The 13,483-nt window shown below is 36.1% G+C and carries 9 protein-coding genes, 2 rRNA genes, 1 pseudogene and 1 other annotated feature; of the genes and pseudogenes, 3 read left to right on the top strand and 9 right to left on the bottom strand.

Going from position 1 to position 13,483, the window contains the following annotated elements; genetic code table 11:
* Positions 1-711 carry a CoA transferase subunit A gene (locus EK386_RS16995; RefSeq protein ID WP_126660374.1) on the bottom strand — a complete coding sequence of 237 codons (711 nt, stop codon included), beginning with the start codon at positions 709-711 and terminating at the stop codon, positions 1-3.
* Between the two features lie 287 nt (positions 712-998).
* Here EK386_RS16995 and EK386_RS20535 point away from each other — a divergent pair.
* Both EK386_RS20535 and EK386_RS16990 read left to right on the top strand, forming a co-directional pair.
* Positions 999-1,178, top strand: a pseudogene (locus tag EK386_RS20535) (NAD(P)-dependent oxidoreductase); the annotation flags it as partial.
* Between the two features lie 132 nt (positions 1,179-1,310).
* A complete protein-coding gene (locus EK386_RS16990) occupies positions 1,311-2,624 on the top strand; it encodes a short-chain fatty acid transporter (RefSeq protein ID WP_126660373.1) in 1,314 nt (437 codons plus the stop codon).
* Between the two features lie 186 nt (positions 2,625-2,810).
* Here the strand turns inward: EK386_RS16990 and EK386_RS16985 are convergent, their stop codons facing one another.
* The 3 genes from EK386_RS16985 to serS all read right to left on the bottom strand — a co-directional run bounded on the left by EK386_RS16985 (position 2,811) and on the right by serS (position 5,919).
* Positions 2,811-3,167: a hypothetical protein gene (locus EK386_RS16985; protein ID WP_126660372.1), complete on the bottom strand. Its 357-nt coding sequence runs from the start codon at positions 3,165-3,167 to the stop codon at positions 2,811-2,813.
* A 22-nt stretch (positions 3,168-3,189) separates the two neighbouring features.
* A complete protein-coding gene (locus EK386_RS16980) occupies positions 3,190-3,882 on the bottom strand; it encodes a DUF2225 domain-containing protein (protein WP_126660371.1) in 693 nt (230 codons plus the stop codon).
* Positions 3,883-4,638: 756 nt separating this feature from the next.
* Positions 4,639-5,919: a serine--tRNA ligase gene (gene serS, locus EK386_RS16975; protein ID WP_126660370.1), complete on the bottom strand. Its 1,281-nt coding sequence runs from the start codon at positions 5,917-5,919 to the stop codon at positions 4,639-4,641.
* A 109-nt stretch (positions 5,920-6,028) separates the two neighbouring features.
* Positions 6,029-6,245 (bottom strand) — a binding site (T-box leader).
* 211 nt (positions 6,246-6,456) lie between these two features.
* Here serS and pdxR point away from each other — a divergent pair.
* Positions 6,457-7,878, top strand: a complete 1,422-nt coding sequence (pdxR, locus tag EK386_RS16970) for a MocR-like pyridoxine biosynthesis transcription factor PdxR (RefSeq protein WP_179966056.1) — start codon at positions 6,457-6,459, stop codon at positions 7,876-7,878.
* A 23-nt stretch (positions 7,879-7,901) separates the two neighbouring features.
* Here the strand turns inward: pdxR and asnB are convergent, their stop codons facing one another.
* From asnB to EK386_RS16945, 5 genes are all read right to left on the bottom strand, one after another.
* Positions 7,902-9,734: an asparagine synthase (glutamine-hydrolyzing) gene (gene asnB, locus EK386_RS16965; RefSeq protein WP_126660405.1), complete on the bottom strand. Its 1,833-nt coding sequence runs from the start codon at positions 9,732-9,734 to the stop codon at positions 7,902-7,904.
* Positions 9,735-9,871: 137 nt separating this feature from the next.
* Positions 9,872-11,149, bottom strand: a complete 1,278-nt coding sequence (locus tag EK386_RS16960) for a D-alanyl-D-alanine carboxypeptidase family protein (RefSeq protein ID WP_246027711.1) — start codon at positions 11,147-11,149, stop codon at positions 9,872-9,874.
* A 285-nt stretch (positions 11,150-11,434) separates the two neighbouring features.
* Complete coding sequence (gene guaB / locus EK386_RS16955; RefSeq protein ID WP_126660368.1) at positions 11,435-12,901, bottom strand: IMP dehydrogenase; 1,467 nt, start codon at positions 12,899-12,901, stop codon at positions 11,435-11,437.
* A 317-nt stretch (positions 12,902-13,218) separates the two neighbouring features.
* Positions 13,219-13,334: ribosomal RNA gene (rrf, locus tag EK386_RS16950) — 5S ribosomal RNA — on the bottom strand.
* 62 nt (positions 13,335-13,396) lie between these two features.
* Positions 13,397-13,483 (bottom strand): 23S ribosomal RNA (locus EK386_RS16945); the annotation flags it as partial.

Raw genomic sequence — 13,483 nt, 5'->3', positions numbered from 1 at the left:
TTACCTCTCACCCCCAACACTTTGTACAGTAAGCCGTTCAATTCGTTTCTGATAATTTTGTCCAAGCACGACTCGTTGTACATAAATACTTGGGGTGTGAATTTCATCGGGATTCAATTCGCCTACTTCTACCAATTCTTCTACTTCTGCAATGGTAACTTTCCCAGCAGTTGCCGCAATCGGGTTAAAGTTGCGTGATGTCTTACGAAATACAAGATTGCCTAGTTTATCAGCTTTCCATGCTTTTACTAAGGCAAAGTCCCCTTTTATTGCTCGCTCTAACAAATACTCTTTCCCGTCAAAAATCTTTGCTTCTTTCCCTTCTGCAATAGGTGTTCCCACTCCTGTTGCAGTATAAAAACCAGGGATTCCTGCCCCACCTGCGCGGATTCGCTCTGCCAACGTTCCTTGAGGAGTGAGTTCTACTTCTAATTCTCCATTTAAAAATTGTTGTTCAAATATTTTATTTTCCCCTACATAAGAGGCAATCATTTTCTTTATTTGCTTATTTGCAAGTAATAAGCCCAGTCCCCAATCGTCTACACCACAGTTATTGCTCACAATTGTTAGGTTTTTTGTTCCTTTATTTTTTAGTGCTTCAATGCTTTTTTCGGGTATCCCACATAACCCAAATCCCCCTACAACAATCGTTGCACCATCTGGTATATCTGAAATTACCTCATCAAAAGAATCCCATACTTTGCTCCTCATATATAACCTCCTAAGTCAACAATATATAACTAGTAAAGTTCATTGCCCTACTCTCCTATTTCTTGTCCTACTAATATGTATGATGTCTAAACACTGCTTATAACACCTAGCACCTTATTAGCTTAGGGGGCATAATATATTCGTATATGGGAATTTAAGGAAGGATGTACAATTGTAGATCAAGGCTCTTCTGTTTACCCATACATCGGCGTTATACAAAAGTAGTCCAACAACCAATTGCTTTCCCACCACAACATCAAGAACAGCAACCTGGGTTAGAATGGGCGATGGTGCCAAGGCCAATATTTGACTATGCCGGCTTTAAAGGGAGGGGCAAACTTAAGGGGGAAGTGGTACTAATCACGGATGGTGATAGTTGAATTGGACGTGCAGTAGCAGTAGCTTATGCTAAAGAAGGGGCTAACTTGACTATCGTTTATCTTAATGAGGAGTGCGATGCAAAAGAGATAAATTAAATGGATTCCTCTTACCAAAGTCACATTTTTGAAAAAACAAAATAAACCTCTCCACTCCAACATATTATTCTAGCGAAGGCGCTAAAACGCTTTCAAAATAAAACGGAGGGAGAGGATGTAACGATGAAATTTTTGACTAGGATTTCAAATAATATTATGGAAAAACTTTTACCAGATCCATATATTTTCGTTGCAATCTTAACTGTACTAGTTTTATTTCTTGGTGTCGTTTTAACAGATTCATCACCATTAGAAATGGTTAAGTTTTGGGGAGATGGTTTTTGGGGTTTATTAGCCTTTACTATGCAAATGGTAATCGTTTTGGCAGCAGGACACGTGTTAGCAAACAGTCCTATTTTCAAAAAGTTTTTATCATTCATTGCAAGTAAAATTAAGAAGCCTAGCAGTGCCATTATTTTCGTAACATTTGTTTCGCTTATTGCTTGTTGGATTAACTGGGGCTTTGGATTAGTAATTGGCGCTTTATTTGCCAAGGAAATTGCACGCCATGTAAAAAAAGTGGATTATCGTTTATTAATTGCAAGTGCTTATTCCGGGTTCATTATTTGGCATGGGGGCTTAGCAGGATCCATCCCATTATCAGTTGCAACAGAGGGACATCCGTTTGCTAATATTATGGGCGTCGTGCCAACTGCGGATACAATTTTCACACCTTACAACCTATTCATTGTCCTTGTTATTGGTTTTACATTACCGTTCTTCAATCGTTGGATGATGCCTAAAGAAGAAGATGTTGTTGAGGTCGATCCAGCATTGTTAAAAGAAGAGGAACAAAAATTCCCTCCTGCAGAAAAAACCTTTGCTTCTTGGAGTGAAAGAAGTACGTTATTAACTATATTAATTGGACTTATTGGTGTATCTTATTTGATTTATCATTTTGCTACAAAAGGGTTTGTTCTTGATCTAAATATCGTAAATACGATTTTTATTGTATTAGGAATTATCTTCCATGGCACGCCACAACGTTTCCTTGCTGCTGCGCAAAATGCGATTAAAACAACGAGTGGCATCGTATTTCAATTTCCGTTTTATGCTGGAATCATGGGTATGATGACAGCTTCTGGACTAGCGGTCGTCTTTTCGAATTGGTTTATCACTATATCAAATGATTTTACATTCTATTTATTCACGTTCTATTCTGCTGGTCTTGTTAACTTCTTTGTTCCTTCAGGTGGAGGACAATGGGCAGTTCAAGCACCTATTATGCTAGAAGCTGCTTCTCAAATCGGTGCGGATTATGCAAAAACTGCAATGGCTATTGCCTGGGGAGATGCATGGACAAATATGATTCAACCGTTTTGGGCATTACCAGCACTTGCTATTGCAGGGTTAAGAGCAAAGGATATTATGGGATTCTGTTTATTTGTCCTTATTTACACAGGGATAATCATAAGTATTGGGTTTCTATTTTTATAGAAACATAATTAAAGCCAGCAATAAAGGAGCCGTCCAAAAAGTCATTTTGGACGGCTCCTTTGCGACGAGGATCGTGACAATTTATTGTTATTACCGTAGGAGCACAGCTTTTTAGCGATATTTTATTATTAGAAACGTAGATGTCCAGAAAGTATAGTGCTTTCTGGACATCTACGTTATTTCATTTTATTTATAATGATACGTACTTCTTCTATTCGTATTTTGAATACTGTTGAACCACTCTTTATCTCTTTCCTCTTGCGCAAGGACCCCTGTAATGGTATTCGTACAATCTCTACAAATTTTTGCATGGTTTGTGATTTTACCGCAACGTTCACAAGGTGCCCCAAGATTAGGAAACATTGATTGTTTTAACTTACCATTTTTAACCCACTTATGAATCATCTCTTCAGGTACACCCGTTTTTTCAACAACTTCATCATTCGAAAGTATTCGATTATTTTTTCTTAATAAAAAATGATGCAATTCCGAAAATATTTCTTCTTCTGTGACATCTAATCTTCTGGAGATTTTTGAATTCATAAAATACTCCTCCTAAAAATATTTACTCTTCTTCCTTTTTAATCTCTTCATTTTTAACTTCTTCATTTGAGTATTTATAATCTTCCCAACGTTTTCGTGCATAATTTTTATACTTATTTGATACTTCACGCCCTGCAATAAGGCGAGAAAATCCTCTTTTCGCTTCTTCGATATCGCCCAGTCTAAGGCTTAATTCCGCATTTAAATATTGCAGCCTTTCTTCCCCTTCTTTATTAGAGGCAAAGGACTTTGTATATAATTCTCGTGCTGAGCGAAGATAATGCATTTCTGATTCTTTATCTTCTTTAATCCGATAAAGCCATGCAATTTTCATCGCAAAGTTTGCCATAATAAGAGACTCTTCCATTGAAGCTCTAGCTACTAAATACACCAATTTAAAGCTTGCAATTGCCTCATCTATTGTACGTTCTTTACAAATATTCATTGGCTTTTGTAATTGACTAATATACATTTCTCTAATAAGTAACATAAAAGGCCCATAAGTACGAGTTAGAGATTTATGAAAGGCATATCCGCAATTGGGGCAAACTGCCACTTCGTATAGCATTGGATTTAATCCTTCATAGATAGGCATAAAATCTGTATCTTGTGTTACTACTTTAAAGCGACCTGGACGCACTTTGTATGTCGTAAAATTTTTCTTACAGTTATTACAATCTACTTTGCTTTCGTAATAATATATATTAAATGCCATTCAAAACATCTCCTTTATATGAATGTACAGCCATGTTCCTACCTTGCAGGACATGCAAACATTCACACGAAAAACTAAATAATGCTAATTTTACCCTTATTGTATAATAAATTACTATAATACTCATTACCTATTACCCACTACCATTACCCTATTATAAAACTTTTTCAAAAAAGACTCCATACTCTGATGAAGTCTTTTTATATACAATCTTATGTAACTACTCAAAATTAATGAACTTTTTTCACGCCTTTTTTCTCAGGCTAAATTAACTACAATTTCAGATATAAACTTGAAATCAGTTATTATTTATAATATAAAAGTCCTGAAACAGTGGATAATTATTAAATAACAGAACAAATTAACCTCCACAAAGTCATTTGTTATTAAAATCGTTTCGCATTTTCATAAATTCGCGTCTAAAGTTCCTTAAAACCCCATTTAAATAGTTATATTGAATTATAACCTCCCTTTTTGAGAAAAACGAAAAGGAATGTCTTAAAAGTTGGTTCATAACCTTTAAAACATTCCATTACCATTATTGTCATTCTACTGCAGATATAAACATTTTCTAACTGTATCTAATTATTTACTTAATAAATTTGCTTGATGTATACGATGGAGCATTGTTACAAATTGTGCCCTCGTAATTGATTCGTTCAATTGCATTCACTAAATTTGAAATACAAAAAAGAGGATATGTATGCTCATCAATTGAACATAATATCCTCTTATTAATGGCGCTTCTAAAATCTACTATTTCGGAGCAATAACTGATTTTCCACCCATATACGGTTGAAGTACTTCTGGTATTTGGACACTTCCATCAGCTTGTTGATAGTTTTCTAAAATCGCCGCTACCGTACGTCCAATTGCTAAACCTGAGCCGTTTAATGTGTGGACATATTCTGGTTTTGCACCTTGTTCACGACGGAAACGAATGTTTGCTCGACGTGCTTGGAAATCTTCAAAATTAGAACATGAAGAAATTTCACGGTACATCTCTTGTGTTGGCATCCATACTTCTAAATCAAATTTCTTTGCAGCCGTAAAGCCAAGATCAGCCGTACACATTAACAATTTACGATATGGTAAACCTAATAATTGAAGTACCTTTTCCGCATGACCTGTTAACTTTTCTAGCTCATTATAAGAATCTTCTGGTTTTACAAAACGAACTAATTCTACTTTATTGAACTGATGTTGGCGAATAAGTCCGCGCGTATCACGACCAGCAGAACCCGCCTCTGAACGGAAACATGAACTATATGCTGCAAACCCTTTTGGTAAAATTTCACCATCTATAATTTCATCACGGAAAAAGTTTGTCACTGGAACTTCAGCAGTTGGAATCATGAAATAATCTGTATCTACTAATTTAAATACATCTTCTTCAAATTTCGGTAATTGACCTGTTCCTGTTAGACTATCGCGATTCACAATAACAGGTGGCAACATTTCTTCATAGCCATGCTCTTCAGCGTGTAAGTCCATCATAAAGCTCATTAATGCACGTTCAAGACGAGCACCTAATCCTCGATAAAAAACAAAACGGCTTCCTGTTACTTTTGCTGCTCGTTCGAAATCTACAATTTCTAGATCTGTTGCTAAGTCCCAATGAGGTTTTGCTTCAAAATCAAAATTAGGTAACTCTCCCCATTTTAATACTTCTACATTGTCATCCTCAGTAGTACCAACCGGAACCGTTTCATGTGGGATATTTGGTAAACGCATCATCATGTACTCAAATTTCTCTTCCACTTCACGAAGTTCTGTATCCAATTCTTTAATTTCTTCACCAACTTGACGCATACGTGCAATGACTTCATCAGCATTTTCCTTATTGCGCTTCATTACAGAAATTTGCTCAGATACTTTATTACGCTCTGCTTTTAATACCTCTGTTTTGGCAATTAATTCGCGGCGCTTTGCATCTAACTCTTCAAACTCGTCTAAATTCCCTAAATCTTCATTACGAGTAAGTAACATTCTTTTTACTTCTTCAAAATGATCTCGGACACGTTTAATATCTAACATGATTAATTCCTCCATTATTTTAATAATCGATAATTTTCGCAGCTTACCTTATTTAGGTTACACTTTAATCCACTAGTGAAGTAAAATATAAAAAGCCCTCATCCCCTATAAAAGGGACGAGAGCTACCCGCGTTGCCACCCTAGTTGATTAGAATTATACATTCTAATCCGCTTATTTCATAACGGCTTTTCAACCGGCCAAAGCCTACTAATACTTTCGGCTCAGCTACTCAAGGACGGATTCACAAGTGCATTTATCAGCTTCCACCAACCGCTGACTCTCTTTAAAAAGCGTGCTTGTTACTACTTCCTATCATCGATTTTTACTAAATATTTTCAATTTGTTATTAGCGTACTATATGCTTTTGGAATTTGCAAGTGATGTATTTTCCACCTCTATAGTATATTACACTTTTATTTTCCCCAATAAATTATCTATGTATTCCATTTTAATATGGGATTTTAGTATAATAAAATTGACCATATAAAAGTATGTGATTTCTTATTTAGTTATATGGTCAGTAAGGAGTGCGCCGTATGGATATGCTCATATTTAAGCTAGAAAAAGATAGTACTAAACCTTTATATGAACAATTATATATCGGGATGAAAAATGCCATTATACATAATCAAATTGAAGTAGGAACAAAATTACCTTCGAAAAGGAAATTAGCAGAATTTCTAAATATAAGTCAAACAACAATTGAGATTGCCTATAGTCAATTATTAGCTGAAGGTTATATTACATCAAAACCACGCATTGGATTTTTTGTAGAGGAAATTGATGAACTACCTTATGTAGAAAAAGAGCAAGTAAACGCCCCAAGTCAATCAACTATACAAAATAAACCCATTGAGCATAATTTTCACCCGGGGCAAATTGATACAGAATCTTTCCCTTTTGCTGTTTGGAGGAAATATGCAAAGGACCTCTTTGATACTAGTTCTAAAAACCTTCTACAAATTGGCGAACCTCAAGGAGAATTTATATTACGCTCAGAAATTGCAAAGTATTTATACCAATCTCGGGGCATTATTTGCGAACCTGAACAAATCGTTATTGGATCTGGAACAGAACATTTACTTCCTATGATTTTAAAATTACTAGAGGTAGACTCTAAATTTGCTTTAGAAAACCCAGGTTACTCCGCAATTCCACGCATTCATTTGCAAAACAAAGCAATACCAATATCAGTAGATGAAGATGGTTTAGTGGTAGAGGAACTAGAACAAACGGATGCAAATATTGTATATATTACACCATCTCATCAGTTCCCTACTGGAGCAGTTCTATCTGCTGCACGAAGAACCCAACTGTTAATCTGGGCTTCCAAAAAAGAGAACCGCTACATTATTGAAGATGACTATGATAGTGAATTCCGTTATATCGGAAAACCGATTCCTGCGCTACAAGGAATGGATCAAAATGATAAAGTCATTTATATGAGTACATTCACGAAATCACTGATGCCATCATTACGTGTTGCTTATCTTGTTTTACCGCCTACCCTTTTACAAAAATATAAAAAATTATTTAGTTATTACTCAGCAACCGTCCCAAGATTTGATCAACACATTTTAGCCAATTTCATGAAGGACGGACATTTTGCAAAGCATTTAAATCGTATGCGGAAAATTTACCGAAAAAAACATGACAAATTAACAAATACGATTACTATAAACTATCCTCAAGTCTCCATTAAAGGGGACCAAGCCGGCATGCACATACTAATTTCTGTGCCTCATGAAAAGTCTGAAAAAGAATTAAAACAAATCGCATTGGATGTAAATATTTCAGTCTATCCGGTATCCGACTATTTATTAAAACCAATTGAATATGAGCACCCCTCATTCCTATTAGGATTTGGTGGGATTTCATTAGAAAAAATAGAAATTGCGATTCATGAATTAATGAAATGTTGGGGTATTAGTCAAGTTAAAAAGGGGAATCTCAAGTAATATGAGATTTCCCTTTCATTTCATTATTCAACTAACTGAATATTATAGTTTTCAAACCATCGATCAAACTGAATTAAGTATGCAAGTAATTGAGGACCCGCCATTAATTGACCAAACCAAGGCACTTTAAAGGAAGCACCACCAGATTGAATTAATTGATTTAGCTGCTCCTTTTCAAAAAGCTCATGTAAAATAGACCCTTTTCTTTGAACAAGGTTACTTAATGTAGACTGAACCATTTTAGTGTACTGTGGATGATATGTTTTCGGATACGGATTCTTTTTTCGATATAAGACCTCATCTGGAAGTAGCCCTTCCATTGCTTTTCGAAGTAACCCTTTCTCCATATTTCCCACATTTTTCATTTCCCAAGGAATATTCCAGGCATACTCTACGATACGGTGGTCAGCAAATGGTACACGAACTTCAAGACTTGCTCCCATACTCATTCGGTCCTTTCGCTCTAATAACGTTTGCATAAAGTAACGCATATTTAAGTAGAATAGTTCTCTTTGTTTCGCCTCTTTTGGTTCTTCCCCATCTAATTTTGGACAATCTTTTACTGCTTCCTCAAAGGCGTGTTTCATAAAATCCTTTAGTTGTAGTCGAGATTGCCATTCTTTACGTAAAAAGCTTTCTCTTTCATCAATTGAACGTATCCAAGGAAATTGATTGTAATCTTGATGAAACCAAGGATATCCGCCAAACACTTCATCGGCACATTCTCCTGATAAAGAGACTGTATATCCATCTTTAATAATGTGGCAGGCAACTAATAATGAACTATCGATATCTACCATTCCAGGTAAATCACGGGTCATCATTGCCTCTTCTAACAAATCCACAAGTTGTTGTTGAGATATAGTAATATTCTGATGTGTCGTCTTAAATGTATCCGTCATTTTATCGATCCAAAATTGGTCTTGTGACGTTTGAAATTCATTTTTCTCAAAGAACTGTTCATTCTCTTCAAAGTCAATCGAATAAGTGTGTAAAGTACGTCCTTCTTTGTTATAGGTATTGGCTGCAATAGCCGTTATAATACTTGAGTCTAAGCCACCAGATAAAAACGTACATAGTGGAACGTCTGAGACCAACTGACGCTTGATTGAATCGGTAACTAAATACCGTACCTGTTCAACTGTTTCATCAAATGTATGCATATGTTTTTGACTTTGGACATTCCAATAACGCCACTTCTTTAATCCGGATTTTGAAAACTTTAAAGCACAACCTGGCTCTAATTCTTCAATCCCCTTGTATACACCGTTTCCTGGCACTCGAGAAGGTCCAATACTAAGAATCGCCGCTAACCCTTTCCAATCAATCTGTGTTGAAGTACTCGGATGAGCTAAAATTGACTTTATCTCTGAACCAAATATGAACACACCTTCTTTTGTAGAATAGAAGAAGGGCTTCACACCTAAACGATCTCGAAATGCATATAATACTTCTTCTTGTTCATCCCATACGGCAAAGGCAAATATCCCATTTAAATGGTCAATACATTGTTCTCTCCACTCAATAAATGATGTTAATAAGACTTCTGTGTCAGACATCGTTGTAAACGTATACCCACGTTTTAACAGCTCCTGACGCAATTCCTCTGTATTATAAAGTTCACCATTATATACCATTACAAATGACTGATTCTTATATTGTTTAGACATCGGCTGTTTTCCACCAACTAAATCAATAACTGCTAAACGGCGATGCCCTAAAAGAGCATGTGTGCCACACCACACATTACCATCATCAGGGCCTCTCTTTTTTAACGTCTCTGTCATACTTGAAACAATATGCTCTTGATGTTTAATGACTTTTGTAAAATCAATCCATCCTGTAATGCCGCACACATTTCTCACACTCCTTCACCTTTTAGTTTATGAGAAACATATGAAAACATATTTTGTCCCAAAAAAAAAGAAGTGTGCATTAATAGGATAATCTACTAATGACACACTCATGTTAGGTTATAGTTTTATTGTTTTAATTAAAAGAATCCACCAACGAAGCCGGTAATACCGCTCCAAACACTACCAAAGAAGCTTCCAACACCTTGGAAGAATAGAGAGATTGCTCCCGCTCGTTCAACATTTGTTGATGTCACGACATCTACTGAAAACTCTTTTCCATCGATGAAGCCAAGGTCAGTTCCTTCTGTTCGTTCAATAACAACTTTTCCAACGACAGTCCCTTTTTTAACATCTGCTTCTAAAGACTTTTTATCTAGTACTAATTTCGGTTTATATAAGTCTTTTTCATTTGTTTTTACAACTAGAGAAATAGGTTCTTTTACTGAAATCCCAACACGATCTTCTTTACCTTTTGTAACTTTAATTGTCTTTTTGTCATCAAACACATAGTTTTCTGGTAAAACTTCTTGTTTGCTGAATTGACCGAAACCAAAATCAAATAATTTCGCTGTTGCATCAAAACGTGCTGTTTTATCGCTGTCTACCCCAGTAGAATCAACAGCATTCATAACCACTGAAATTAAACGTGTACCATTACGTTCTGCAGTTCCTGTAAAACAAGACCCAGCAAGATTTGTTGTACCTGTTTTCAGCCCGTCAACACCTTCATATTCTGTTACTAAACCAGGTAACATCCAGTTCCAGTTCGCCATATTAATCGCATCTTCTGTACCTTCACGGAATATTTTCTTTGGAATACTAGAAGTTTCCAACACATCCGGATGTTCTTTTAATAGATGATACGCTAATTTTGCAACAGAACGTGCAGTCATAATGTTTTCATCTTCAGGGCCTGTCCCTGTTGGATGCATTCCAAATAAATCTGCATTATTCAAACCAGTTGTATTTACAAATTTATATCCTTCAAGTCCAAGTTCCTCTGCTTTTTTATTCATAAGCTTTAAGAACTCTGTTTCCGTACCGGCAATTGTTTCTGCAATTGCTACCGTAGCAGCATTGGCAGAATAGATGGCCATTGCTTCGTATAACTCACGAATTGTATATGTACCATCTGCTCGAAGTGGAACATTACTTAATGCACGATTTTGTGACATCTTATATGTATACTCTGTTACTCGGTACTCCTGATCCCAAGAGATTGTTCCTTCTTTAATTGCATCAAGAAGTATATATTCTGTCATCATTTTTGACATACTAGCAATCCCTAAAGATGTATCTGGGTTTTGCTCATATAATATTTTTCCTGTATCTGCATCAATTAAGATGGCAGCATCTACTGTTAAGCCTAAATCTGTCTCTGCAGCGCTTGTACGAGCCGGTGTTGTAACTAGCATACTAAGGAACAGAATAGGAATCAGAATTGCACTTAACAAAGATGTTTTCCTTGCTGTTTTCACAAAAAATACCTCCACTATTAATATTATTATCTCTTCCGCCATTTTATCATAGAACATGCATGATTAGTGTTACATTCATATTAGAAAATATATGAAATTCACTATTAATTGAAAGATTCCTTCCACTATGTGGGTTTCCTAAAAAATTGTACTTCCTACTCTGCAAAAAGCACTCTTCTAACATCTATCAATGACGTTAAAAGAGTGCCTAGGTTGCATAAATTATGAAATTGAATAGTTTGGAGCTTCTTTAGTAATTTGAACATCATGTGGATGAGACTCACGAAGTCCAGCGCCAGTCATGCGTACAAATTGTGATCTGTCTCGTAAATATTCAAGATTTGGCGCCCCACAGTAGCCCATACCTGCACGAATACCACCGATTAACTGATCAATCGTGTCTGCTAAAGGTCCTTTGTAAGGAAGACGCCCCTCAATACCTTCTGGAACTAATTTTTTTGCACCTTCTTGGAAGTAACGGTCTTTTGAGCCTTGTTCCATTGCACCTAGTGAACCCATACCTCGATATACTTTGAAACGGCGTCCTTGGAAGATTTCAGTGTCCCCAGGAGATTCTGAAGTACCTGCTAATAATGAACCTAGCATTACGACATGTCCGCCTGCAGCAAGAGCTTTTACGATATCACCTGAATATTTAATACCACCGTCTGCAATTATTGATTTACCCATTTCACGTGCAACTGTTGCACAGTCATAAATAGCTGTAATTTGTGGTACACCAACCCCAGCTACTACACGAGTAGTACAAATAGATCCTGGACCAATTCCCACTTTAACAACATCTGCCCCTGCTTCGTATAATGCACGAGTTGCTTCGCCTGTTGCTACATTTCCTGCAATTATTTCTAAGTTAGGGAAAGTATCACGAATCTGTTTAACTGTATCAATAACGCCTTGTGAATGCCCATGTGCTGTATCGATTACGATAATATCGACTTGTGCTTCTACAAGTTTTGTTACACGTTGCATAGTGTCTGTTGATACACCTACAGCTGCGCCAACTAGTAAGCGGCCAAGTTCGTCTTTTGCTGCATTTGGAAACTCAATTACCTTTTCAATGTCTTTAATTGTAATTAGACCTGTTAGTTTACCATATCCATCAACAATAGGTAATTTTTCAATTTTATATTGTTGAAGAATTTTTTCAGCTTCTTCTAACGTTGTCCCAACTGGAGCTGTAATTAGCTCTTCTTTTGTCATAACATCTTCTATTTTTAAAGAGTAGTCTGAAATGAAACGTAAGTCGCGGTTCGTAATAATTCCCACTAATGTTAGATCTTCTTCATTATTTACGATTGGAACACCTGAAATGCGGTATTTTCCCATTAAATGTTCTGCATCAAAAACTTGATGCGTTGGTGTTAAGAAAAAAGGATTCGTAATTACACCATTTTCTGATCGCTTAACTTTTTCAACTTCCTCAGCTTGTTCTTCAATACTCATATTTTTATGAATAATTCCAATGCCACCTTGACGAGCTATAGCAATTGCCATTTTTGATTCAGTTACCGTATCCATACCAGCACTAATGATTGGTATATTCAACTTAATTTTTGGCGTAAGTTGTGTTGATAGGTCTACCGTTTTCGGTAATACTTCAGAATGTGCTGGTACTAATAATACATCATCAAATGTTAAGCCTTCTTTGGCAAATTTCGTTTCCCACATTTCGTAAATGCCTCCCAATTCAAAAGAATATTAATAGTAAGATTATCAACATGAAATGTATGTGTCAAGAATCTCAAAAAAGAAAAATAATTCGGATTATTCCATTAAATTAGAATTATGATATTTATTGTTAGGAAGCAATTATTTTACTCTTCTTCCTTTCTTAAGTTTTGATGTAATTGGATTCTTAGATTAGTAGTTAACTTATAATCACCCTTCTAGAAAAATAGATAACCCATTGAAAGTTTTTACAATCGTTTCGACCCCTATACCTTTTTATATAAAAAAACACCGCTGAAACTCAGCGGTGTTTGATTGCCTAGCAACGTCCTACTCTCACAGGGGGAAGCCCCCAACTACCATCGGCGCTAAAGAGCTTAACTTCCGTGTTCGGTATGGGAACGGGTGTGACCTCTTTGCCATCATCACTAGACTATTTAGTTGAGAATTCATTCTCTCAAAACTGGATAAAGACATTGATTGCGTATTCAAGATTTGGTTAAGTCCTCGATCGATTAGTATTCGTCAGCTCCATGTGTCACCACACTTCCACCTCGAACCTATCTACCTCATCGTCTTTGA

Source organism: Lysinibacillus antri (assembly GCF_003977595.1).
GTDB lineage: Bacteria > Bacillota > Bacilli > Bacillales_A > Planococcaceae > Ureibacillus > Ureibacillus antri.
Note: the sequence above shows the minus strand (reverse complement) of the source record. Positions and strands in the feature narration are given on the sequence as shown.

Bases quoted from the DNA above. Each gene is read 5' to 3' on its own strand.
- EK386_RS16995 (WP_126660374.1), bottom strand. From the start codon at position 711: ATGAGGAGCAAAGTATGGGATTCTTTTGATGAGGTAATTTCAGATATA.
- EK386_RS16990 (WP_126660373.1), top strand. From the start codon at position 1,311: ATGAAATTTTTGACTAGGATTTCAAATAATATTATGGAAAAACTTTTA.
- EK386_RS16985 (WP_126660372.1), bottom strand. From the start codon at position 3,167: ATGAATTCAAAAATCTCCAGAAGATTAGATGTCACAGAAGAAGAAATA.
- EK386_RS16980 (WP_126660371.1), bottom strand. From the start codon at position 3,882: ATGGCATTTAATATATATTATTACGAAAGCAAAGTAGATTGTAATAAC.
- serS (WP_126660370.1), bottom strand. From the start codon at position 5,919: ATGTTAGATATTAAACGTGTCCGAGATCATTTTGAAGAAGTAAAAAGA.
- pdxR (WP_179966056.1), top strand. From the start codon at position 6,457: ATGGATATGCTCATATTTAAGCTAGAAAAAGATAGTACTAAACCTTTA.
- EK386_RS16960 (WP_246027711.1), bottom strand. From the start codon at position 11,149: ATGCTAGTTACAACACCGGCTCGTACAAGCGCTGCAGAGACAGATTTA.
- guaB (WP_126660368.1), bottom strand. From the start codon at position 12,901: ATGTGGGAAACGAAATTTGCCAAAGAAGGCTTAACATTTGATGATGTA.